This window comes from Microbispora sp. ZYX-F-249, from assembly GCF_039649665.1.
GTDB lineage: Bacteria > Actinomycetota > Actinomycetes > Streptosporangiales > Streptosporangiaceae > Microbispora > Microbispora maris.
The window spans coordinates 128,835-149,295 of the sequence record NZ_JBDJAW010000013.1; the positions used below are offsets into that span (position 1 = coordinate 128,835).

13 protein-coding genes are annotated in these 20,461 nt (G+C 71.9%); 4 read left to right on the plus strand and 9 right to left on the minus strand.

The annotated features are described in order from the left end of the window. Positions 1-3: 3 nt before the first annotated feature. The 3 genes from AAH991_RS17805 to AAH991_RS17815 all read right to left on the minus strand — a co-directional run bounded on the left by AAH991_RS17805 (position 4) and on the right by AAH991_RS17815 (position 5,799). Positions 4-1,395, minus strand: a complete 1,392-nt coding sequence (locus AAH991_RS17805; RefSeq protein ID WP_346226960.1) for a class II fumarate hydratase — start codon at positions 1,393-1,395, stop codon at positions 4-6. Between the two features lie 3 nt (positions 1,396-1,398). Then, entirely contained in the window at positions 1,399-4,314 is a 2,916-nt protein-coding gene (locus tag AAH991_RS17810; protein ID WP_346226961.1) for an NACHT domain-containing protein, read from the minus strand. Positions 4,315-4,383: 69 nt separating this feature from the next. Then, positions 4,384-5,799 carry a serine/threonine-protein kinase gene (locus AAH991_RS17815; RefSeq protein WP_346226962.1) on the minus strand — a complete coding sequence of 472 codons (1,416 nt, stop codon included), beginning with the start codon at positions 5,797-5,799 and terminating at the stop codon, positions 4,384-4,386. A gap of 661 nt (positions 5,800-6,460) precedes the next feature. Here AAH991_RS17815 and AAH991_RS17820 point away from each other — a divergent pair. Further along, entirely contained in the window at positions 6,461-8,263 is a 1,803-nt protein-coding gene (locus tag AAH991_RS17820; RefSeq protein WP_346226963.1) for a glycosyl hydrolase, read from the plus strand. Positions 8,264-8,314: 51 nt separating this feature from the next. On the opposite strand, the gene AAH991_RS17825 is transcribed toward AAH991_RS17820, so the two are convergent. The 3 genes from AAH991_RS17825 to AAH991_RS17835 form a co-directional block, all read right to left on the minus strand. After that, positions 8,315-9,763: a serine/threonine-protein kinase gene (locus AAH991_RS17825; RefSeq protein WP_346226964.1), complete on the minus strand. Its 1,449-nt coding sequence runs from the start codon at positions 9,761-9,763 to the stop codon at positions 8,315-8,317. A gap of 99 nt (positions 9,764-9,862) precedes the next feature. Continuing rightward, positions 9,863-11,515 (minus strand): fumarate hydratase, encoded by a 1,653-nt coding sequence (locus tag AAH991_RS17830; RefSeq protein ID WP_346226965.1) that lies wholly within the window; start codon positions 11,513-11,515, stop codon positions 9,863-9,865. A gap of 368 nt (positions 11,516-11,883) precedes the next feature. Continuing rightward, positions 11,884-12,777, minus strand: a complete 894-nt coding sequence (locus AAH991_RS17835; protein WP_346226966.1) for a DMT family transporter — start codon at positions 12,775-12,777, stop codon at positions 11,884-11,886. Between the two features lie 67 nt (positions 12,778-12,844). Here AAH991_RS17835 and pdxR point away from each other — a divergent pair, with 67 nt between their 5' ends. Continuing rightward, the gene (gene pdxR / locus AAH991_RS17840; RefSeq protein WP_346226967.1) at positions 12,845-14,200 is read left to right on the plus strand and encodes a MocR-like pyridoxine biosynthesis transcription factor PdxR; all 1,356 of its coding nucleotides are present in this window, start codon (positions 12,845-12,847) and stop codon (positions 14,198-14,200) included. Here pdxR and AAH991_RS17845 read toward each other — a convergent pair. Next, positions 14,197-15,414 carry an MFS transporter gene (locus tag AAH991_RS17845; protein ID WP_346226968.1) on the minus strand — a complete coding sequence of 406 codons (1,218 nt, stop codon included), beginning with the start codon at positions 15,412-15,414 and terminating at the stop codon, positions 14,197-14,199. The two genes, pdxR and AAH991_RS17845, sit on opposite strands and share 4 nt — an antisense overlap. A gap of 100 nt (positions 15,415-15,514) precedes the next feature. Beyond that, entirely contained in the window at positions 15,515-17,896 is a 2,382-nt protein-coding gene (locus tag AAH991_RS17850; protein ID WP_346226969.1) for an ATP-binding protein, read from the minus strand. Positions 17,897-18,005: 109 nt separating this feature from the next. Between AAH991_RS17850 and AAH991_RS17855 the strand changes: the two genes are divergently transcribed. Continuing rightward, positions 18,006-18,653, plus strand: coding sequence for a DUF1707 SHOCT-like domain-containing protein (locus tag AAH991_RS17855; RefSeq protein ID WP_346226970.1), 648 nt, complete (start codon positions 18,006-18,008; stop codon positions 18,651-18,653). Here the strand turns inward: AAH991_RS17855 and glpX are convergent. After that, positions 18,650-19,678 (minus strand): class II fructose-bisphosphatase, encoded by a 1,029-nt coding sequence (gene glpX / locus AAH991_RS17860; RefSeq protein WP_346226971.1) that lies wholly within the window; start codon positions 19,676-19,678, stop codon positions 18,650-18,652. The genes AAH991_RS17855 and glpX overlap by 4 nt on opposite strands. Positions 19,679-19,825: 147 nt before the next feature. Between glpX and AAH991_RS17865 the strand changes: the two genes are divergently transcribed. Next, positions 19,826-20,419 (plus strand): TetR/AcrR family transcriptional regulator, encoded by a 594-nt coding sequence (locus tag AAH991_RS17865; protein ID WP_346226972.1) that lies wholly within the window; start codon positions 19,826-19,828, stop codon positions 20,417-20,419. The last annotated feature ends 42 nt before the right edge of the window (positions 20,420-20,461 follow it).

Genomic DNA, 20,461 nt, shown 5'->3' on the forward strand with positions numbered 1-20,461 from the left:
TTCCTATGTGGGGCGGGTCATGGACAGCACGTCCAGTGCCCGGTCGAGCTGCTCCTCGGTCAGCGTGCCGTTCGCCACGTGGCCGCGCTCGATGACGACCTCCCGGATCGTCTTGCGCTCCTTCAGCGCCTGCTTGGCGATCTCGGCCGCCTCCTCGTATCCCACGTACCGGTTCAGCGGGGTGACGATCGACGGTGACGACTCGGCGTACTCGCGCAGGCGGTCCAAGTTGGCCGTGATCCCGCTGACGCATTTGTCGGCGAGCAGCCGCGACACGCCGGCCAGCAGCCGGATCGACTCCAGCACATTGCGGGCCATCACCGGCAGCATCACGTTGAGCTCGAACGATCCCGAGGCGCCGCACATCGTGACCGCGGCGTCGTTGCCCACGACCTGCGCGGCCACCATCGTGACCGCCTCCGGGATCACGGGGTTGACCTTTCCCGGCATGATCGACGAGCCGGGCTGGAGGTCGGGGAGATTGATCTCGCCCAGCCCGGCGCGCGGGCCCGACCCCATCCACCGCAGGTCGTTGGCGATCTTGTTGAGGGAGACGGCGATCACCTTGAGCATGCCCGACAGCTCGACCAGCCCGTCACGCGCGCCCTGCGCCTCGAAGTGGTCCCTCGCCTCGGTGAACGGCAGGCCGGTCGTCCGGCTCAGCTCGGCGATCACGGCCTGCGCCCAGCCGGGACCCGGCACGTTCACTCCGGTGCCCACGGCCGTGCCGCCCAGCGGCAGCTCGGCCAGTCGCGGCAGCGCGGCCTGGAGTCGTTCGAGGCCCAGCTCGATCTGGGTGGAGTAGCCGCCGAACTCCTGGCCGAGCGTGACCGGCGTGGCGTCCATGAGGTGGGTGCGGCCCGACTTCACCACGTCGGCGAACTCGATGGACTTCTCCTCCAGCGCGGTCGCCAGGTGCTCCAGCGCGGGCGTCAGCTCGTGCACCACGGCGTACGTCGCCGCGACGTGGATCGAGGACGGGAAGACGTCGTTGGACGACTGCGCGGCGTTGACGTGGTCGTTGGGATGGACGGGTTGCCCGAGCCGCTCCTGCGCGAGCGTGGCGACGACCTCGTTGATGTTCATGTTGGACGAGGTGCCCGACCCGGTCTGGAACACGTCCACGGGGAACTGGTCGTCCCACCTGCCCTCGGCGACCTCGCTCGCGGCCTCCTGGATCGCCTGCGCCATGTCCTTGTCGAGCACGCCGTACTCGGCGTTGACCTTGGCACAGGCGGCCTTGATCCGGGCGAGCGCCGCGATGTGCGCGGGCTCAAGCCCCCGGCCGGACACCGGGAAGTTCTCCACCGCCCGCTGCGTCTGGGCCCGCCACTTGGCGCGGGCCGGCACCCGGACCTCGCCCATGGAGTCGTGCTCGATACGGAATTCGTCCATGCCTCAGTCCTTCGACCCGTCCCCAGTCGCATCGTTCCTGCCCGGATCCGTGCCGTCTGAACGGGCAGTCTTCAGCACCTCGCCCGTGACCTCCGCGGGCAGCTCCGCCCCCGTCACCTCCCGGAAGACCGCCGTGACTCCTTCCGGATCCGACTGGTACGCCTTCCGCAAGTCATCGATCAGGATTTCGGCCATTTTGCGGGGTCTTTCCGACAGGCGCCATGCCTCGGCCAGTGACCGGACTTCCGCCGTCCCGGGGCGGAACAGGAGGGTCGCCTCGACCAGGGAGTACTGCGCCGCTATCGGCCGTTCGGCGGCGAGGGCCAGCCCGTCGAGCCGCGGATCGGCGAGAAAGTGCATCGCGTCGAGTGTGTGGGGCCCCGGGAGGGGCCAGGCCAGGTCGTCATGCCCCTCGGGTTCGAAGCCGCCCACCCGCTGGTATTCGGTGTCGCCGATGTACCGGACCACAAGGTCGTCCCGATACCTCTCGACCTGGAAGTGCCGGAGCAGGCTCTCGAAGGACGCCATGCCGAGGCGGGCGAACCAGAGGGACGTCATGTGGGGCCAGGCGTCGAGGGGCTGCGTGTGGTCGGGGAACAGGTCTCCCGCGGTGATCCCGTCGGCGGTGAGGGAGGCGAGGATCACGAGGTTGGCGGTGTAGTAGGCGTACCGGGTGATGAACGTCGACTTCTTCGGGCGGTAGTCGGTGTAGCTCTGGCCGGTGCGGGTCTCGGCGCCGTGCAGCAGGCGGACGAGCAGGTCCACGGTGGGCTCGCGGTCGAGGGCGGGCAGCAGGTCGCGGAGGAACTCCACGATCGGCTGCCGCTCGGTCAGCACGGAGAACGACAGCAGCGCGTACAGGAGCCCGTCGTCGGGCTGCGGGCGGCCGAGGTACGGGTCGGCCGCCGCCGCGATCTCGCGGGCGACCATGCCGCGCAGCACGTCGCGCGTCATCCGCGCGACCAGGTACTCGCCGAAGGTGGCGTGCAGGAACTCGTACGTCCGCAGCGAGGCGCTGTCTTGGATGGCGGACGCCTGGTGGACGAAGAAGAACTTCCCGATCACCTTGTCCGCCTGGGACAAGGGCGTCTGGAAGCTCGTGGTGTGATTCGCGGGCGCCGGGAGCAGCGCGGCAAGGTCGTTGTCGAGGTCCTCGGTCGTGACCCACTGCCTGCCCCGGTCGAACATCGCGAACGCCGCGACGGACAGGGTGCGCAGCTCCGTTTCCACGGCCTGCGCGGCCTGCGCGCCGGGCAGTCCCGGCTGGTGCTTGTCGACCTCGCGGCGGGCGAAACGGGTCAGCAGCCGCTCGTACAGCTCGGCCTGGCTGAGCCCGGTCTCGCCGCGCTGGAGGGGGTTCGCGTCGGCGTCGTACAGCGCGAGCATCAGCAGCAACAACGGCTGCGACGCCAGCTCGCCATGTGCCAGCGCCGTCTCCGGCGGCAGCGGTGTCAGGCCGTGAGCGGCGAAATAGTCCTGGTTCGCCGCGTTCCACACCGTCAGCCAGCGGTGGACCTGCTCCTCCTTGAAGGGTTCCAGCCGGATCGTCAGGCATCCGGGCGGGAAGCGCATCCGGTCGGCGACGGCCGTCCGCGTGGTCACGAGCACGACCGCCGGGCGGCCCAGGTCCGCCTCTCGGCGCTGGAACTCGACCACCCGGGTCAGGTAGTCGGACCGGTGGATTCCGGTGGCCTGGAGCAGCTCGTCCAGACCGTCCAGCATGACGACCGGCAGCGCGCCGTCCGCCGACCTCGTCAACTCCGGCCAGGTGACGTGTTCGCCGGTCGCGTCCCGGACCGCGGCCTCGATCTGCTCCTGGATCGTCCCGTCGGCCGGCACCTCGCGCAGGGGGACCCGCACCGGCAGGAAGTCGCCGTCGGGGAGACGACCGGCCAGGATCTTGGTGAGCACGGACTTGCCGGCGCCGGGCTGGCCCAGCACGACCAGTGGCGTCCTGGTGGCCTCGGGCGAGGTGAAGTAGCGGGCCAGGAACCCGGCGATGTCGTCGCTCGGCTCCCTCTGGGCCCACCACCATTCGGCGCTCGGATCGGCCTGCGCGTCGTACTCGCCCAGCCGGAAATCCGGGTTCACGTACGCCTCGACGAGTGTGGGCATGCGCATGCCCGACGGGACCTCGCCGGACTGCGCGATCGGGCGGTGCAACAGGGCCCGGTGGGCGCGCGACAGCGTGTGCCCGTGCTCCGGGGTTCTCGTCTGCGCGGCGACTCGGGTGAGCAGCGCTTCCAGCTCGCCCAGGCCGGTGTCGACCCGCTGCCGGCCGATCATCTGCTGCCACAGCGCGAACTCGGGGACGTCCAGGGCCAGCCGCCGGTGGAGTTCCTCGTACTTCCGGCGGGCGGCCTCGGGCAGCTCCTTCTCGATCGCCGCCTTGGCGCGCGCCCACTCGGTCGCGTCCAGCCGGTCGCGGACCGCCAGTCCGGAGACGAACCTGATCAGCGCCGCCGCCAGCTCGCCGTAGTAATCCTCGATCGCCCGCAGCATGGCCGTGTACGACTGGTCGGCCCGGAAACCCGCAGGCTTGATCGCCTTCAGCTCGTCGACGAACGATGCCTTGATCGAGCCGGACCCCGTCAGCGTTACCTGCTCGTCTGCGGTGATGCGCAGTTCCTTGGGATCGAACGGCAGGGGCAGCTCGCCGAGGGCCTCGAAGAACGCCGCGACGACGAGGGCGGTCTGGGCAGCCTCCAGCCGGGCCGTGCGGTCGTACCGGTTCAGGCCGGTCAGCCGGTCGCGGAGCCTGCCGCTCGCCTCGCCCGCCAGCCGTACGGCCTCGTCCTTGACGTCGAGCAGGGACAGCACCGGCACGGCCCCGACGAGGGTGCCGGTGAGGACCTTCGCCAGCGTGCTCTCCTGGCCGAGCATGCGGACGGCGTCGGCGTAGCCGATCCCTTTGCGCACCGGTCACTCCAAGGGGAAACCGAACGTATTCGTGACCTTGCTAGCAGTGTGCGGGCGCCCGCCGCAACATCACTTCGCGAAGAAGAAGAACACGCCCAGAAGGATCAGCACGAGGACGACGACGAGCACGATCCCCATCGTCACGAGAACCCGGACCCGCGTCCCGGTGTCCGGCCCGTCGGGGCCGCGCATGGTGAACAGGTCCGTGCCCAGGCTGGGCGGCCGCCCGGAGTGTGGCGGTTGCGGCGGTTGCGGTGAGTGCTGTGGGTGCGGGCCGGCGGGCTGTCCCGGCATGACGGGCGCGGGATGGTTCCCGGCGACGGGGCCGGGTGGCGGGGGCGTCGCGGGTCCTCGGCCGGGGAGCCTCCCGGGGACCGTGGTGCTGTGCCTGTCGGCGGCTTCCGCGCCGTTGCCGGACGGCGGCCGGGCGGCGGCGTCCTGTCCGTTCTGCCCGGCCTGCCGCGCCTCGCCGGGCGGCGGGATGCGCAGCCCGCCCTTGGGGCGGACGACGACCATCGTCCGGTTGGCGTCGTCCTCGTCGGCTCCGGCCGGGCCGCCCTGCGCGACCGGCGCGGCGGAGGCGACCGGTGCGACCGGCCCCGCGGGTGCGGGACGAGGGGACGGCGCCGGGGGCGCCGGAGGCACCGCCGGAATGGAACCCGTGGGGGTGTCGGCGATCACCCGCAGTATCGCGGCGGCGCGCTCGGGCGTGAGGCGCGCGGTGTGGTCCTTCTCCAGCAGCCCGTCCAGGACCTGGCGCAGCGGCCCGGCCTGCCGGGGCGGGTCGGCCTTCTCCGTCATCAGCGCGGCCAGCGTCTCGCCCACGGTCGCCCGCTCGTACGCCGGCCGCCCCTCGACGGCGAAGTACAGCGTCGCGCCGAGCGACCACAGGTCGGACTCGGGGCCGGTGTGCTCGCCCCGGGCCCGCTCCGGGGCGGTGTAACCCGGAGAGCCGATCACCATGCCCGTCTGGGTGAGCGCGTTGTCACCCAGGGCCTTGGCGATGCCGAAGTCGGTCAGCACGACCCTGCCCGTCTCGGTGAGCAGCACGTTCGCCGGCTTGACGTCACGGTGCAGGATGTTCTGCGCGTGGGCCGCGCGCAGCGCGCCGAGCAGGTCGTAGCCGATCTCCGCCACCAGACGTGGCGGCAACGGCCCCTCCTCGTCGATCACCTGTTCCAGCGAGCGTCCCTCGACGAGCTCCATGATGATCCACGGAATGCCGTCGGACACGATCACGTCATGAATGGTGGCGACGGAGGGATGGCTGACGCGCGCGGCCATGCGGCCCTCGCGCATCATGCGTTCGCGCAGCTCCTGACGTTGCCGCGGGCTGAGCGAGGGGTCCTGGCGGATTTCCTTGACCGCGATCTCCCGGCCCAGCGACCGGTCGTACGCACGCCAGACGGTGCCCATGGTGCCCCGGCCGATTCGGGTGCGCAGCTCGTAACGGTCGGTGAGTAACCGCGGGTGCTGTTCCGGCATGTCTAGAAAGATAGCGATTCGACCTTGCAGAGCGCTTTATTCCCAGCGTGATCCACTTCGCGGAGTTGCGACACGCCAGCCGAAGCCCGTTCCCTGGCCCCATCCTCGCCTGGCGGGTCGGCGACGGCAGGCGCGGGGCCCCGGCCCGGCGCCTGGACCCGTCGCGTCCCGCGCCCGGCCCCTCACGCGGACGAGGGCACCGGCCGGGCCGGAAAAGGAATTTCACCTTCGAAGGCGAATGAACCGGTCAATAAACTGTGGATTCACACATGCTGCAAACGGTTACATGCGCGAAATCGAACACATATCGATGCCGATACAGCAGTCACCGGCCGCCGGGATCGGCGGGGGGCCGGGCGGCCATGCGAGATCTGTGCCCCTCGGCGCGACCTGCGGGAGAGCGGACAGGTCATGTGTGATGAACGTTTCATCCCGTCGCGCCGGGGTCCCCGCCGCCGCTGAAGTGGCAGGGCGGCTTGCCGCTCCTCCGCGGGCGGCCAAGGTTCGAGGTCCTCTATTGACGTATTAACCGGTTCATTCCCACTATCGGGACACCCTCCTGTGCGGGCGTCCACGGCCCGTGCGATGTGTCCCGTTCGACGGTGACCCCCAGGCGCGCGGGACACGGAGGGCGTCGCACCCCCCTACCTCGGGAGAACCGATGAACCATCCTGAACGTCGCCGCCCGGCGACCCTGGCCGGCCTCGCGACGGCAGTGGCACTGGCCCTGCTGTCGGCGGCGCTCGTCGTGTTGCCCGGCGCCCACGCCGCCCCGGCCCCCTGCCAGGTGCGCTACCAGGTCACCAACGACTGGGGCTCGGGCGCCACCGTGGACGTCGTCGTCACCAACGGCGGCTCGACCACGATCAACGGCTGGACCCTCGCCTGGGCGTTTTCCGGCGGCCAGACCGTCGCCGACGTGTGGAGCGCGACCTACACCCAGAGCGGCTCCGGCGTGTCGGCCACCAACGTGGACTACAACGCCGTCATCCCGGCGAACGGCGGCTCGGTCGCCTTCGGCTTCAACGTCCGCTACAGCGGCTCCAACCCCGCCCCCACCGCGTTCACCCTGAACGGCGCCTCCTGCGGTGGCGACGCGTCGCCCAGCCCCACACCCGACGACAGCCCGAGTGCCACACCGAGCGCAACGCCTAGTGCAACGCCTAGTGCAACGCCGACCGTCACTGCGCCGGCCGGAAACCTGGCCCTCCGCAGGCCGGTGAGGTCCTCGTCCGACGAGAGCGGCAGCCTGGCCGCCGCTTACGCGGTGGACGGCGACCTCGGCACCCGCTGGTCCACCGCCTACAGCGATCCCCAGTGGATCCAGGTCGACCTCGGTGCGAACTACCCAATCAGGCAGGTGACCCTGCGCTGGGAGGCCGCGTACGGCAGGAGCTACCGGATCGAGACCTCCACCGACGCCGCGAACTGGGTCCCGGTCTACAGCACGACCACCGGCGCGGGCGGCGTCGAGGACCTGCCGGTGTCGGGCGCCGGCCGCTACGTCCGCCTGTACGGGACCGCACGCGGCACCGCCTGGGGCTACTCGCTCCACGAGTTCGAGGTCTACGGCGTCACGCCGAGCCCGTCGCCCAGCCCGACCGGCCCGGCCTGTGGGCAGACCCCCGCCGACCCCGGCGCCAACTCCAAGGCGAGGAACCTTCTCTGCTACCTCAAGACCCACTCCTACGTCAGCGGTCAGACCGACGCTCCGGACGCCGACCGGGTCAAGTCGCTGACCGGCCGCTACCCGGCCATCGTCGCCTTCGACTTCATGGAGTACACCAGAGGGAACATTCAGACCCAGAACGTGATCGACTGGTACAACTCCCACCACGGCATCGTCGCCTTCCAGTGGCACTGGTACTGCCCGCGCGGAGGCGACTACGCGGCCAGCTGTGACTTCGTGCCGGATCTGAGCAACCCGTCGTCCAAGCTCTACCAGGACATCGACCTGGTGGTCCGGGAGCTGAAGAAGATGGGCGACGCGGGCATCCCCGTCCTGTTCCGCCCGCTCCACGAGAGCAACAACAACTACATGTGGTGGACCAGGAAGGGGGCCGACGCGTACAAGCAGCTCTGGCGGCTCATCTTCCAGCGCGCCCAGTTCGCCGGCGTCCACAACGTGCTGTGGATCTTCAACGGCATGGCGAGCGGGCAGAGCACGCCGATGTCCTCCTGGTATCCCGGCGACGCCTACACCGACCTCGTCACCTCGGACTACTACCAGAGCTGGGGCGACTTCACCACGCTCAAGGCCATCGGGAACGGCAAGACCGCGGGGATCGCGGAGACCTTCAGCCCGCTCAACCCCGCCTCCGACCCGGCGTGGCCCTACTTCGTGGTGTGGGCCTCCCGCGACTGGGGCGGCAGCGGCAAGGACGTCCCGTCGCTGTGGAAGACGGCGATGGCGAACCCCAGGACGATCTCCATCGACCAGCTTCCCGACATGACCAGGTGGTAGGCGGCGCCGCCGGGTGAGACCGCGACAGCCGGGCCGGGGAATCCGGCCCGGCTATCTGAGGAAGCCGCGGGGCCAATACCGGCGCGGGAGCAGGATCTTGATCATCTTCGCCACCTGCCGCATCATGGGGATGCGCACGACGTGGTGGAGAGCGGGCTCCGACGGCTTGCGGTGCAGGCCCTCGCTCGGCCGCCGGCGCGGAGACGGCACGGCCGGCATCTCCCGATGGTGGTGGCCGGACTGCCTGTACTGCGGATGCGGGCCGCTGAACGCGCCACTGTGGGAGCCGCTGTGGGAGCCGCTGTGGGGACCGCTGCGGGACCCGGTGGAGGAGCCGCTGGGCCGGAGCTGACCACTCGCGTCGAACTGCCCGTACGGTCCCGACTGCCCGCGGGAGCCGTACAGGTCGTAGCGCCCCGAGGCGTACGAGTCGTACGGGTGGGGCTGGCCGTACTCCGCCGGCCGGTACGGCTGGCCGTACGGGCCCGGCTGCCGGTGGGGCCCCGAGTCGCGGTCGCGCGGGGTCACCTTGGGTGTGGGCCGCGACTCGGCGCGGTGCTGCCCACGCTGGCTGCGCTGCGGCGGCTTGCGGGTCTCCGGGGCCGTGGGCTGCGGGGCGGTCGGCGGCGGTGTGGGCCGGCCGGCCCGGAGCGGGGAGGCGTAGGGGTCCTCGGCCGTGCCTCCGGCGGCGATCCTGGACAGGGCGTGGGCCGCGCGGACGCCGTCGAGCCTGGCCGCGGGGTCGATCTGGAGCAGGCCGCGCAGGACCGGGGCGAGCGGGCCGGCCTTCTCCATGGGGATGGGAGCGCCGCTGGTCAGGGCCGCGAGCGCGGCCGCCGCGGTCCGGCGGCCGTGCAGGCCGCGGCCCTCGACGGCGGTGTAGAGGGTCGCGCCCAGCGACCACAGGTCGGCCGCCGGGCTCGCCTTGTCGCCGAGGACGCGCTCGGGGGCGATGTACCCGGCGGAGCCGAGGACGATCCCGGCCTGGGTGATGGAGGCGTCGCCCTCGAGGGCGGCCAGCCCGAAGTCGGTCAGCACGGCCCGGTCGTCGTCGGTCACCAGCACGTTGCTGGGCTTCACGTCGCGGTGCAGGATGCCCTTGGCGTGGACGGCGCGCAGCGCGCCGAGCACCTGCCTGCCGATGTCGGCCACCCGGCGTGGCGGCAGCGGGCCCTCCTGGCGGATGAGCTCCTCCAGCGAGCGCGCCCTGAGCAGCTCCATCACGATCCAGGGGCGGTCGTCCTCGGTGATGACGTCGAAGACCGTGATGACCGAGGGGTGGGCGACCATGGCGGTCGCCCGGCCCTCGCGTTCGGTGCGCGCGCACAGCTCCGCCCGCAGGTCCTCGTCCAGGACCAGGGGGAGGCGCACCTCCTTGACAGCCACCTCGCGGTCGAGCAGCTCGTCACGCGCGCGCCACACAGTGCCCATCCCGCCGCGCCCGACCGGCTCGATCAGCCGATAGCGCGCGGCTAACAGGTATCCGGACGGCGCACGCATGAGTGGCAGCTTACCGATTTGTGTAGTGCGACCTGTAGAGACCATGCCGGGAAATTGTTGAGATCTTCTGTCAAAGATCCTGACAACCTCCCCGCAGGATCAGCGTCGTCCGATGGTAAGGACGGGGCCGGTCGTATCGGTGAAAAAGTCGTCGCCCTTGTCGTCCACGACGATGAATGCGGGAAAGTCCACGACCTCGATCTTCCAGACCGCCTCCATGCCGAGCTCCGGATATTCCAGGACCTCGACCTTCTTGATGCAGTCCTGGGCCAGGCGCGCGGCCGGGCCGCCGATGGAGCCGAGGTAGAAGCCGCCGTACTTCTGGCACGCGTCCGTCACCTGCTTGGACCGGTTGCCCTTGGCCAGCATCACCATCGAGCCTCCGGCCGCCTGGAAGCGCTCGACGTACGAGTCCATCCGCCCGGCGGTGGTGGGGCCGAAGGATCCGGACGCGTAGCCCTCGGGGGTCTTGGCCGGACCGGCGTAGTAGACGGCGTGGTCCTTCATGTACTGCGGCATGTCCTCGCCGGCGTCGAGCCGTTCGGCGATCTTGGCGTGGGCGATGTCGCGGGCCACGACGAGGGGGCCGGTGAGCGACAGCCGGGTCTTGACCGGATACCTGCTCAGCTCGGCGAGGATCTCCGGCATCGGGCGGTTGAGGTCGACGCTCACCACGTCGCCGCCGAGGTGCTCGTCCGTCGTGTCCGGGAGGAACCGGGCGGGGTCGGTCTCCAGCTGCTCGAGGAAGACCCCCTCCGGCGTGATCTTCGCCAGGGCCTGCCGGTCCGCGCTGCAGCTCACCGCGATGGCGACCGGGCAGGACGCGCCGTGCCTCGGCAGCCGGATGACCCGCACGTCGTGGCAGAAGTACTTGCCGCCGAACTGCGCGCCGATGCCCAGCTTCTGGGTCAGCTCGAAGACCTTCTTCTCCATCTCCAGGTCGCGGAAGCCGTGCCCGCTGGGCGAGCCCTCGGTGGGGATGGAGTCGAGGTAGCGCGCCGAGGCGTACTTCGCCGTCTTCAGGGCGTACTCCGCGCTGGTGCCGCCCACGACGATCGCCAGGTGGTACGGCGGGCAGGCGGCGGTGCCGAGCGAGCGGATCTTCTCCTCCAGGAAGGCGAGCATGCGCTTCTCGTTGAGCACCGCCTTGGTCTCCTGGTAGAGGAACGACTTGTTGGCCGAGCCGCCGCCCTTGGCCATGAACAGGAACTTGTACTCGTCCGGGTGGCCGTTCGGGTCCTCGGCGTACAGCTCGATCTGGGCCGGCAGGTTGGAGCCGGTGTTCTTCTCGTCCCACATCGTCAGCGGGGCCATCTGCGAGTAGCGCAGGTTGAGCCGGGTGTAGGCGTCGTACACGCCGCGGCTGAGGTGCTCGGCGTCGCGCCCGTCGGTGAGCACGTGGCGGCCGCGCTTGCCCATGACGATCGCGGTGCCGGTGTCCTGGCACATCGGCAGCACGCCGCCGGCCGAGATGCTCGCGTTCTTGAGCAGGTCGAGGGCGACGAAGCGGTCGTTGCCGCTCGACTCGGGGTCGTCGACGATCTTACGGAGTTGCGCCAGGTGGGACGCCCGCAGGTAGTGCGAGATGTCGTGGATCGCGGTCTCGGTGAGCAGCCGCAGGGCCTCGGGCTCGACCTCCAGGAACCTGCGCCCGGCCGCCTCGGTGACCCGCACCCCCTCGGTGGTGATCAGGCGGTATTCCGTCTCGTCCGGTCCAAGCGGGAGCAGGTCGGTGTAGTCGAACTCCGGCATCGTCCTCGGTTCCTCGTGGTCTGCCTGGTCGGGCGTGCCCGCCGTCCGGACCGCCCATGGTCTTTGCACAGCGTACGGCGCGCGGGCCGCGGTCATCATGCCCGGGGCGTGAGTAGGTTTTGAATAATTTCATACTGAACATCCGAGCACAAAGGGGGATAATTGAGACATAGAGAAGGGAGGGGCCATGGACGGCGGAGTATGGATCATGGTCATATTCGCGATCGGCATCCTCGTGGCCCTGGCGGTGTCGCTGCTCACGCTCGTGCTGCGGCAGGTCAAGGACGGCGACATCCTCTGGTGGACCCCTCCCGGCGCGGGGCGGCCCTCCGGTGAGTGGCCGCCGCCGAGCGAGGCCGCGGACCAGGTCAGGGCATCTCGTGAGCCGCGACCCGGACCGGCGGACGAACCGAGGACGAGCGGAGCCCGAGGGCGATTCCGCTGATCACGAGGGCCGCTCCGGCCAGGTCGGCGGCGGAGGGGACGGCGACGCCCAGGAGGGCCGCCGTGGCGATCGCGCCCACGGGGATCATCCCGGCGAAAAGGCCGGCGCGGTCCGCGCCCAGCCGGGGCAGCGAGCGGTACCAGAGGAAGAACGCCACGGTAGTCACCACCACGGCGAGGTAGGCCAGGCCGGCCGCCTCCGCGGCGGTCGGCACGCGCAGCACCCCACGGCCGTCCAGCGCGACGCCGGCGACCAGCAGGAACGGCACCGCGAGCGCGGCCGACCAGGCCGACACCCTGACGGGTCCGATCAGCGGCAGCAGCGGCAGGGCCAGCAACGAGAAGCAGAGCTCGCAGGCCAGGGCGCCCAGGGACCACAGCAGCCCGGCCGTGTTCCCGCTGCCGGCGCCGGTCGCCAGGGCCGCGCCCGCGGCCACGACCAGGCCCGCCGCCACCACGCGCGGCGACGGACGGCCGCCCGTCGCGACCGGCCCCACGAGGGCGAGGGCCAGCGGCACCGCGCCGAGAATGATGCCGGGCAGCGCGGGCCCGGCCGCGCGGGTCGCCTCGATCACGCAGATGTTGAACAGCACGAGCCCGGTCAGCGACAGCGCGCCGAGCAGGCCCCACTGGCGTGGCCGCAACCGTACCGGGCCGAGGCCGCGCGCCCGGGCGGCGGCGAGCAGGATCACGGCGGCGAGGGCGTAGCGGACCGCCTGGCCGCCGTAGACGGGATAGCCGGCGATGACGTCCGAGACGGCCGCGAGCGTCCCCACGAGGAACATCGCTCCGGCGGCGCCGGCGACATGGGTGTTCATGTCTGGCGATGCTAGGAAGGCTTTGGTCCTCGCAACCGGTCCAATCACACCGCGTTATCGTGGACCAATGGCCGATCTTCATCTGGTGGTCGACAGGGCCGCGGGCGGGCTCGCCGCGCAGATCGCCCGCGAGGTGCGGGAGGCCGTCCGGTCCGGCCGGCTCGCCCCCGGCGTCCGCCTGCCCGCCACCCGCGACCTCGCCCGTGATCTCGGCCTCTCGCGCGGCGTCGTGGTCGAGGCGTACGAGCAACTGGTGGCTGAGGGCGTCCTCGAGTCCAGGACGGGCGCCGGCACCCGGGTCGCGGCGGGGGCGGGGCGGCAGACCGCCGAGCAGAACCCGGAGGATCGGGAGGGGTGGCCCCACTACGGTCATCGGCCCACCTCGCCCGACCTCGGCACCTTCCCCCGGCAGGCCTGGCTCGCCGCCGTCCGCCACGTCCTGGCCACGCTGCCGAACGACGCGCTCGACTACGGCGACCCGGGCGGGGTGCCCACCCTGCGCCGCGAACTCGCCGCCTACCTCGGCCGGGTGCGCGCGGCGGACGCGCCGCCGGACCACGTGGTGATCGTGACCGGGGTGGCCCAGGGGCTCAGCCTCGCCGTCCAGGCGCTGGCGCGGGATCTGGGCCGGCGGGCCGTCCTGGCCGTCGAGGACCCGACGAGCCCGCGTCAGCTTCCGCTGCTGCGGCGGGCCGGGGCGGACATCGTGCCCGTGCCCGTCGACCGGGAGGGAATCGTCGTCGATGCCCTGCCCCACGACGCCGACGCCGTGCTGGTGACCCCGGCGCACCAGTACCCGACCGGCGTCGTCCTGTCCCCGGCCCGCCGGGCCGCGCTGATCGACTGGGCGGGCCGTACGGGCGCCCTGGTGCTCGAGGACGACTACGACGCCGAGTTGCGCTTCGATCGGGACCCCGTCGGGTGCCTGCAGGGCCTCGCGCCCGACCGCGTCGTGCTCGCGGGCAGCGTGAGCAAGGCCCTCGCACCGGGGCTGCGGCTCGGCTGGGTCGCGGCGCCCCCGCGCGTCGCCCATGCCGTACGGCTCGCGCGCGGGGAGCTCGACCTCGGCTCGCCGGTCATCGACCAGTACGCGCTCGCCCACCTCATCGCCGTCGGCGCGTACGACCGGCACCTGCGCCGCATGCGCCGGGAGTACCGGCGGCGCAGGGACGCCCTGGTCCGCGCCCTGGCGGAGCACCTGCCGTGGGTCACCGTGCACGGCATCTCGGCGGGGCTGCACCTGTACGCCGAGCCGGACGCCGACCCCGCCGGCCTGGTGGCGGCCGCCCGCGCCGCCGGCCTGTCCGCCGAGGTCGTGACGTCCGCCCACGGGTCGCCGGGGCTGGTGATCGGCTTCGCCCGCCTGCCCGCCCACCGGGTGACCGAGGCCGTCCGCGCCCTCGCCGCCCGCGCTCCCGGTTAGGACGTCAGGGGAGCCGTCGTGGGGGCCGGGCGGGCCGTACGGGGCTGGAAGCCGCGCGCGAGCAGGATGATCGCGGCGGCGAGCACGAGCGGAGCGGCGAAGGCGACGCGGAAGCCGGCGGCGTCCGCGACGCCTCCGACGAGCGCGGCCCCCACGATGAAGCCCACGTAGTTGAACATGTTGACCCGGGCGATCGCCACGCCGGTGCCCGCCGGGTCGAGGCGACCGGCCGCGGAGAACGACTGCGGGGCGACGACGGACAGGCCGATGCCGGTGAGGGCGAAGCCCGCGATCGCCAGCGGCACGGACGGCGCGGCCACGATCGCGACGAAGCCCAGCGTCGCGACGGCGCCCCCGGCGCGCACGATCGCCGCCGGGCCCCACCTGCGCACCGCGAGGTCGCCGCCGACGCGCACCAGGAACGTCGTGAGCTGATAGGCCCCCAAAGCCAGCGGGATCACGGTCGCCGAGGCGTGCAGGACCTTGTCCATGAAGACGGTGCCGAAGTTGGAGACCGACGAGTCGCCCACGTAGAGGAACGCCATCGCGAGGCAGAGGGGGATGATCGGGCGCCATGCGACCCCGGCCGGCCTGCCGGCGTCCGCCTCCTCGTCGCGGGCGGCGGACGCGCGGTGCTCCTCCTGCGGACGGTAGAGCCAGAGGGAGGACAGGACGGCGAGCGCGGCGGCCGGGACGAGGGCGATCGCGAACGTGACGGGCAGGCCGAGGCCGAGCGTGGCCGCCGCCGAGGCCCACAGCGACCCGATGACCGCCGCGACGCTCCACAGCGCGTGGAACCCGGTGAGCACCGCCCGGCCGTACTCCCGCTCGACCGCGACGCCCTGCATGTTCATGCCGGCGTCCACCCCGCCCAGGCCGAGGCCGAACAGGACGTTGGCCGCGACCAGCATGGGGACGTTCGTGGCGAGGCCCGCGAGCACGACGGCGGCGCAGGCGAGCGGCTGCACCAGGCGCAGGATCAGCCGGCTGCCCCACCGCGACGCGGCGGCGCCGGCGAGCGCGCTCCCGGCCCCCGCGATGACCGGGACGACCAGGAGCAGGATGGTCAGCTCGCCGTCCGTCAGGCCGTGCTTCTTCTGCAGCGCCGCCACCTGGGTGAGCAGCGTGGCGAAGGTGAGGCCCTGGACGAAGAACACCGCGAACGTGGCGAGCCGCGCCTGCCGGTCGCGAGGAGTGGGCCGAGGAGTGGGCACCGTGCCCTCTGCTGACACCGCGGGCCTCCGGAACATGAGGGGGGTTCAAGTTTTCGCCAGCGTAGGAGCAGCCACCCGCCCGGTCAATGGGGTGCGCCGGTCAGGGCCTGCCGCCTGCCTCGCGTGCCGCCACCCAGGCGGCGATCTGGGCCCGGGAGGCGAAGCCGAGCTTGTCCAGGATGTGCTCGACGTGGCCCTCCACCGTGCGCTGCGAGATGACGAGGGCCGAGGCGATCTCCTTGTTGCTGCGTCCCTGGGCGACCTGGTCGGCGATCTCCCGCTCCCGCCGGGTGAGCGGGGAGGGCTCGGCCGCGGAGACCGCGGTCGCGGGCCGCGTGGGTCCGGCCTCTGCGGTCGTTTCGTCCGGGCGTCCGGGCCCGCCCTCGGCCCGGACGCCGAGCGCCTCCTCGATGATCTCGTCCGTCGTCAGCCGCTGCCCCCTGCGGGTCTCGCGGTTCAGCCCCCGGTCGCCCAGGTTCGTACGGAGTTCGGTCAGGCACCGCTCGTGGAACTCGGCGAACCGCTTGTCGCGGCTGGGCACCAGCCCGACCCTGCGCCCGATCTCCTCCGAGGCCGCGAGCAGCCGGGCCGCATGGGCGTGGCGGCCTTCGCAGGCCTGCACCCAGGCGAGGACGCTCAGGTTCGTCGCGATGTTCATCCGGTCGCCGAGCTCGCGGCCGAGCAGGAGGGCCTCGCGTGCCATCGCCAGCGCGCGGTCGTTCTCCCCGCCCTGCCACAGATGGACGGCGAAGATCGTGAACACCCAGGCCCGGCCGGAGCATTCGCTGTGGGCCTCGGTCAGCGCCAGCGCGCGCTCGAACAGCTCCGTGGCGCGGGCCCGGTCGCCGAGGTAGCCGACGCCGGCCGCCAGCGTGATCAGGGCGATCAGCAGGCCGCTCAGGTTGCCGACGGCCTCTTCCTCCTCGACGGCCCGTTCCAGCAGCGGGACCGCCCTCGCGTAGTCGCCGGCGTAGTGCTCCGCCAGCCCGGCGACGAGGGACGTCTGGGCGAGTGCCTCCGGGTCGCCCAGCCTCTCGGCGAGCGCCCGGCTCTCGGCCAGCAGGAGCCGGCCCCTGGCGGTGTCGCCCTGCGTGAGCACCAGCTCGGCGTCGGCGCACAGCGCCCGCGCCCGCAGCACGGTGGGCGCGGGCGCGGCCCACAGCATGCGGTCCAGCCAGTGGCGGCCCTCGTTGTAGTACGCGTTGGCCAGCCAGCAGGGGTCGGTCAGATAGAGGGCCATCCACAGCCCGGTCTCCGCCTCGCCGGGCTCCTGCAGGCAGAAGTCCATCGCGGCGCGCAGGTTCGCCTGCTCCAGGTCGAGCAGCCTCAGCCAGGCGAGTTGGTCGGGGCCGAACCACTCGTCGGCCGCCCGCCGCGCCAGCAGGAGATACCGGTCCCGGTGCCGCCGCCGGAGCGACCGGCGCTCCGCGGGCCCGCCGAGACGCTTGCGGCAGAACTCGCGCAGGGTGTCCAGCATGCGGTAGCGGACCGAGCCCCAGTGCTCCTCACGCAGCAGCAGCGACTTGTCCAGCAGCGCGTCGAGCAGGTCGAGCACGTCGTCGCGTTCGATGCCGTCGCCGGTGCACACCTCCTCGACGGCGTCCAGGTCGAAGTGCGAGGGGAAGATCGACAACCGGGTCCACAGCGTCCGCTCGGCGGCGGGCAGCAGCTGGAAGCTCCAGTCGACCAGCGCGTGCAGGGTCTGCTGCCGCGGCACCGCCGTACTGCTGCCTCCGGTGAGCAGGCGGTAGCGGTCGCGCAGGCGTTCGACCAGCGCTTTCACCGACAGGGCCCGCAGCCGCACCGCGGCCAGCTCGATGGCCAGGGGGATGCCGTCGAGCTGGCGGCACAGCTCGGCGACGGCCGCCTGGTTGTCCTCGGTGACGGTGAAACCGGGCAGGACCGCGGCCGCCCGCTCCGTCAGCAGGCTGACCCCGTCGTACAACTCCAGCGACCTGCGGTCGAGCGGCCGGTCCGGCTCCGGGACGGGCAGCGGCGAGATCTTCATCCGGTGCTCGCCGGTGATGCCGAGCGACTGCCGGCTCGTCGCGAGGATGCGCAGTTCGGGGGCCGCCCGCAGGAGCCGGTCGGCGAGCACGGCGCAGGCGTCGCGCAGGTGCTCGCAGTTGTCCAGCACGAGCAGGGTCCGCTGGGAGGCCAGCACCCGCTCCAGCGCGTCAAGCGGGCAGTCCGCGGCCTCGTCCCGCACGCCCATGGTCGCCGCCACCGTCTCCGCGACGAGGCCGGGGTCGCCGACGGTGCTCAGGTCCACCAGCCAGACGCCGTCGAACGCGCGGCGCTGCTCGGCGGCCGCCCGCAGGGCCAGCCGGGTCTTGCCGACGCCGCCCACTCCCGTGAGGGTCACCAGGCGCGACGCCGAGAGCAGCCGCCTGATCTCGGCCAGCTCACGCCTGCGGCCGACGAAGCTCGTCAGGTCGGCCGGAAGGTTGCCGACCTGCCGTGTCACCGCCCCCGCGACCACCTCCTCACGCTAAGCGGCCACGAAGTCCCCGGTCAACGTCGCCCCTGGTGGACGCCGGGCGCCGCGTCGCGTGGTGACCGCCGCGCGAAGACCGCTTACTCTCGATGGTGTGAGCAGCAGCGAGTCCTCAGCCGTGAAGTGGATCTCCGCCTTCCTCTCGCCGCGCACCGCCGACACGCCGGACCCCTCCCTGCTGCGGGCATCCGACGCCGATCGGGAGCGGATCGTCGCGGTGCTCGCGGACGCCGTCACCGACGGGCGGCTCACTCTCGTGGAGCACGAGGAACGGATCGAGCGCGTGTGGGCCGCGCGGACTCTCGGCGAGCTGGCCGAGCTGACCGTGGACCTGCTGCCGCCGGAGAGCCAGCCGTTCCGCATGGACAGCCGTCCCGTCACCGCCTTCTTCCGCACCGAGACCCGCGGCGGCCGGTGGGTCGTGCCCTCCCAGGTGCCGGTGACGTCCCTGGGCGGCACGGTGTCGATGGACCTGTGCGAGGCGCTGCTCCAGTCGCGGCACGTGGTGGTCCAGCTCGCCGTCATGGCCGGCACGGTCAACCTGACGGTTCCCGAGGGCGTGCGGATCGTGACCGCCCCGGACGCCCGCGTCCGGACCTTTAAGAACGAGGTACGGCTCCCGCCGGGCGCGACCGACTTCGCGCCGGACGCGCCCGTGATCGAACTCGCCGGGTTCGTCTTCGGCGGCAAGGTCGTCGCCCGTTCGCCGAAGCGCCCCCGTCGCCGCCTGTTCGGCCGTTAGACGGCAGTGTCGAAGTTGATGGCGCTGTAGGCCCCGAGCTTCCAGAGCTGGTGCTCGCTCTCGATCTTCCGGATCGTGCCCGACCGCCCCCGCATGACGAGGGAGTGCGTCACCGCCGCGCCGCCCTGGAACCGCACGCCGTGCCCAAGCTCGCCGTCCGTGATGCCCGTGGCGGCGAAGAACACGTCGTCGGAGCGTACGAGGTCGTCGGTGGTGAGCACCTGGTCGAGGTCGAGCCCTGCGTCGAGGGCCTTGCGGCGCTCCTCCTCGTCGCGCGGCCACAGCTTGCCCTGGATGACGCCGCCCATGCACTTGAGCGCGCAGGCGGCGACGATGCCCTCGGGCGTGCCGCCGATGCCGAGCATCAGGTCGACGCCGGTGCCGCTGCGCGCCGCCATGATCGCACCGGCCACGTCGCCGTCGGTGATGAAACGGATCCGCGCGCCGGTCTCCCGGATCTCCTTGACGATCCGCTCGTGCCGCGGCCGGTCCAGGATCACCACGGTGACGTCGGACGGCTTGGCGCCCTTGGCCCGCGCCACGGCGCGGATGTTGTCGCCCACCGGGGCGTTGATGTCCACCTGCTCGGCCGCCTGCGGGCCCGTGACCAGCTTCTCCATGTAGAAGACCGCGGACGGGTCGTACATCGAGCCGCGCTCGCTGACCGCGATCACGGAGATCGCGTTGTTCATGCCGAGCGCGCACAACCGGGTGCCGTCGATCGGGTCCACGGCGACGTCGCACTCGGGGCCGGTCCCGTCGCCGACGTCCTCGCCGTTGAACAGCATCGGGGCGTTGTCCTTCTCGCCCTCGCCGATCACCACGACGCCCTTCATCGAGACCGTGTTGATCAGTTGGCGCATGGCGTTCACGGCGGCGCCGTCCGCCCCGTTCTTGTCTCCCCGTCCCACCCAGCGCGCGGCCGCCATCGCCGCCGCCTCGGTCACCCTGACCAGTTCCAGAGCCAGATTGCGGTCGGGTGCGTGTTCCCCCGTCGCCAGAGCGGCCGGTACGTGATCAGCCATTGATCCCCTTTTAGGTAGGTGCCGTTCCAGCGATCGTAGTTCGCGAAAGCCGTTCTTGTCCGATTGGTCTGGACCTGTTGGGCCAGGTAGGAGGCCATTTGCGGGCGCGGACCCCCGGAACGGACGGCGCGGGGATATCGTCGCCGCATGAGCAGCGACACCGAACGACCAGTGACGATGCGCACGTCGGAGCGGGGCGCGGCGACCAGGGGAGCCCTCCTGGAGGCCGCGAAGGAGACGTTCATCACGAGCGGCTTCGCCGAGGCGGGCGTCACCGACGTCGTGGCCCGGGCCGGCGCCAGCGTCGGCAGCCTTTACCACCACTTCTCCGGCAAGGCCGATCTCTATCTGACGCTGTTCGACGAGTTCCAGAAGCGGCAGGCCCAGCGCACCCGGCAGGCCGTGCAGGAGGCCCGGGCGGCCGGGGAGACCGACCCGATGCCCCAGTTCCTCGCCGCGGCGCGGGCCTACCTGGAGGGCTGCCTCGCCGAGCGCGACCTCGCCGCGCTCTTCCTGCGCGGCGACGCCCCGCCCGGGTTCGAGGTGATCATGCGCGACCGGCTCCGGCAGTGGGCCAGGCGCACCGCGGCGCTGTTCGAGCACGAGGACGCGCTGGTCGTCGTCGTCACCGGCGCCCTGGCGGCCGTCGTGCAGGAGGTGACGCTGTCCGACGACCCGGAGGCGGCCCGCAGGATGGCCGAGGACGCTCTTCGCATCATCGGCGAAATTCGGCATCCGTGACGGCCGGTACGGCCACCGCCCGCTTCACCGGCTAGGCTCGCA

Bases quoted from the DNA above. Each gene is read 5' to 3' on its own strand.
- AAH991_RS17830 (WP_346226965.1), bottom strand. From the start codon at position 11,515: ATGCCGGAGTTCGACTACACCGACCTGCTCCCGCTTGGACCGGACGAG.
- AAH991_RS17865 (WP_346226972.1), top strand. From the start codon at position 19,826: ATGAGCAGCGACACCGAACGACCAGTGACGATGCGCACGTCGGAGCGG.
- pdxR (WP_346226967.1), top strand. From the start codon at position 12,845: ATGGCCGATCTTCATCTGGTGGTCGACAGGGCCGCGGGCGGGCTCGCC.
- AAH991_RS17805 (WP_346226960.1), bottom strand. From the start codon at position 1,395: ATGGACGAATTCCGTATCGAGCACGACTCCATGGGCGAGGTCCGGGTG.
- AAH991_RS17815 (WP_346226962.1), bottom strand. From the start codon at position 5,799: ATGCCGGAACAGCACCCGCGGTTACTCACCGACCGTTACGAGCTGCGC.
- AAH991_RS17825 (WP_346226964.1), bottom strand. From the start codon at position 9,763: ATGCGTGCGCCGTCCGGATACCTGTTAGCCGCGCGCTATCGGCTGATC.
- glpX (WP_346226971.1), bottom strand. From the start codon at position 19,678: ATGGCTGATCACGTACCGGCCGCTCTGGCGACGGGGGAACACGCACCC.
- AAH991_RS17820 (WP_346226963.1), top strand. From the start codon at position 6,461: ATGAACCATCCTGAACGTCGCCGCCCGGCGACCCTGGCCGGCCTCGCG.
- AAH991_RS17835 (WP_346226966.1), bottom strand. From the start codon at position 12,777: ATGAACACCCATGTCGCCGGCGCCGCCGGAGCGATGTTCCTCGTGGGG.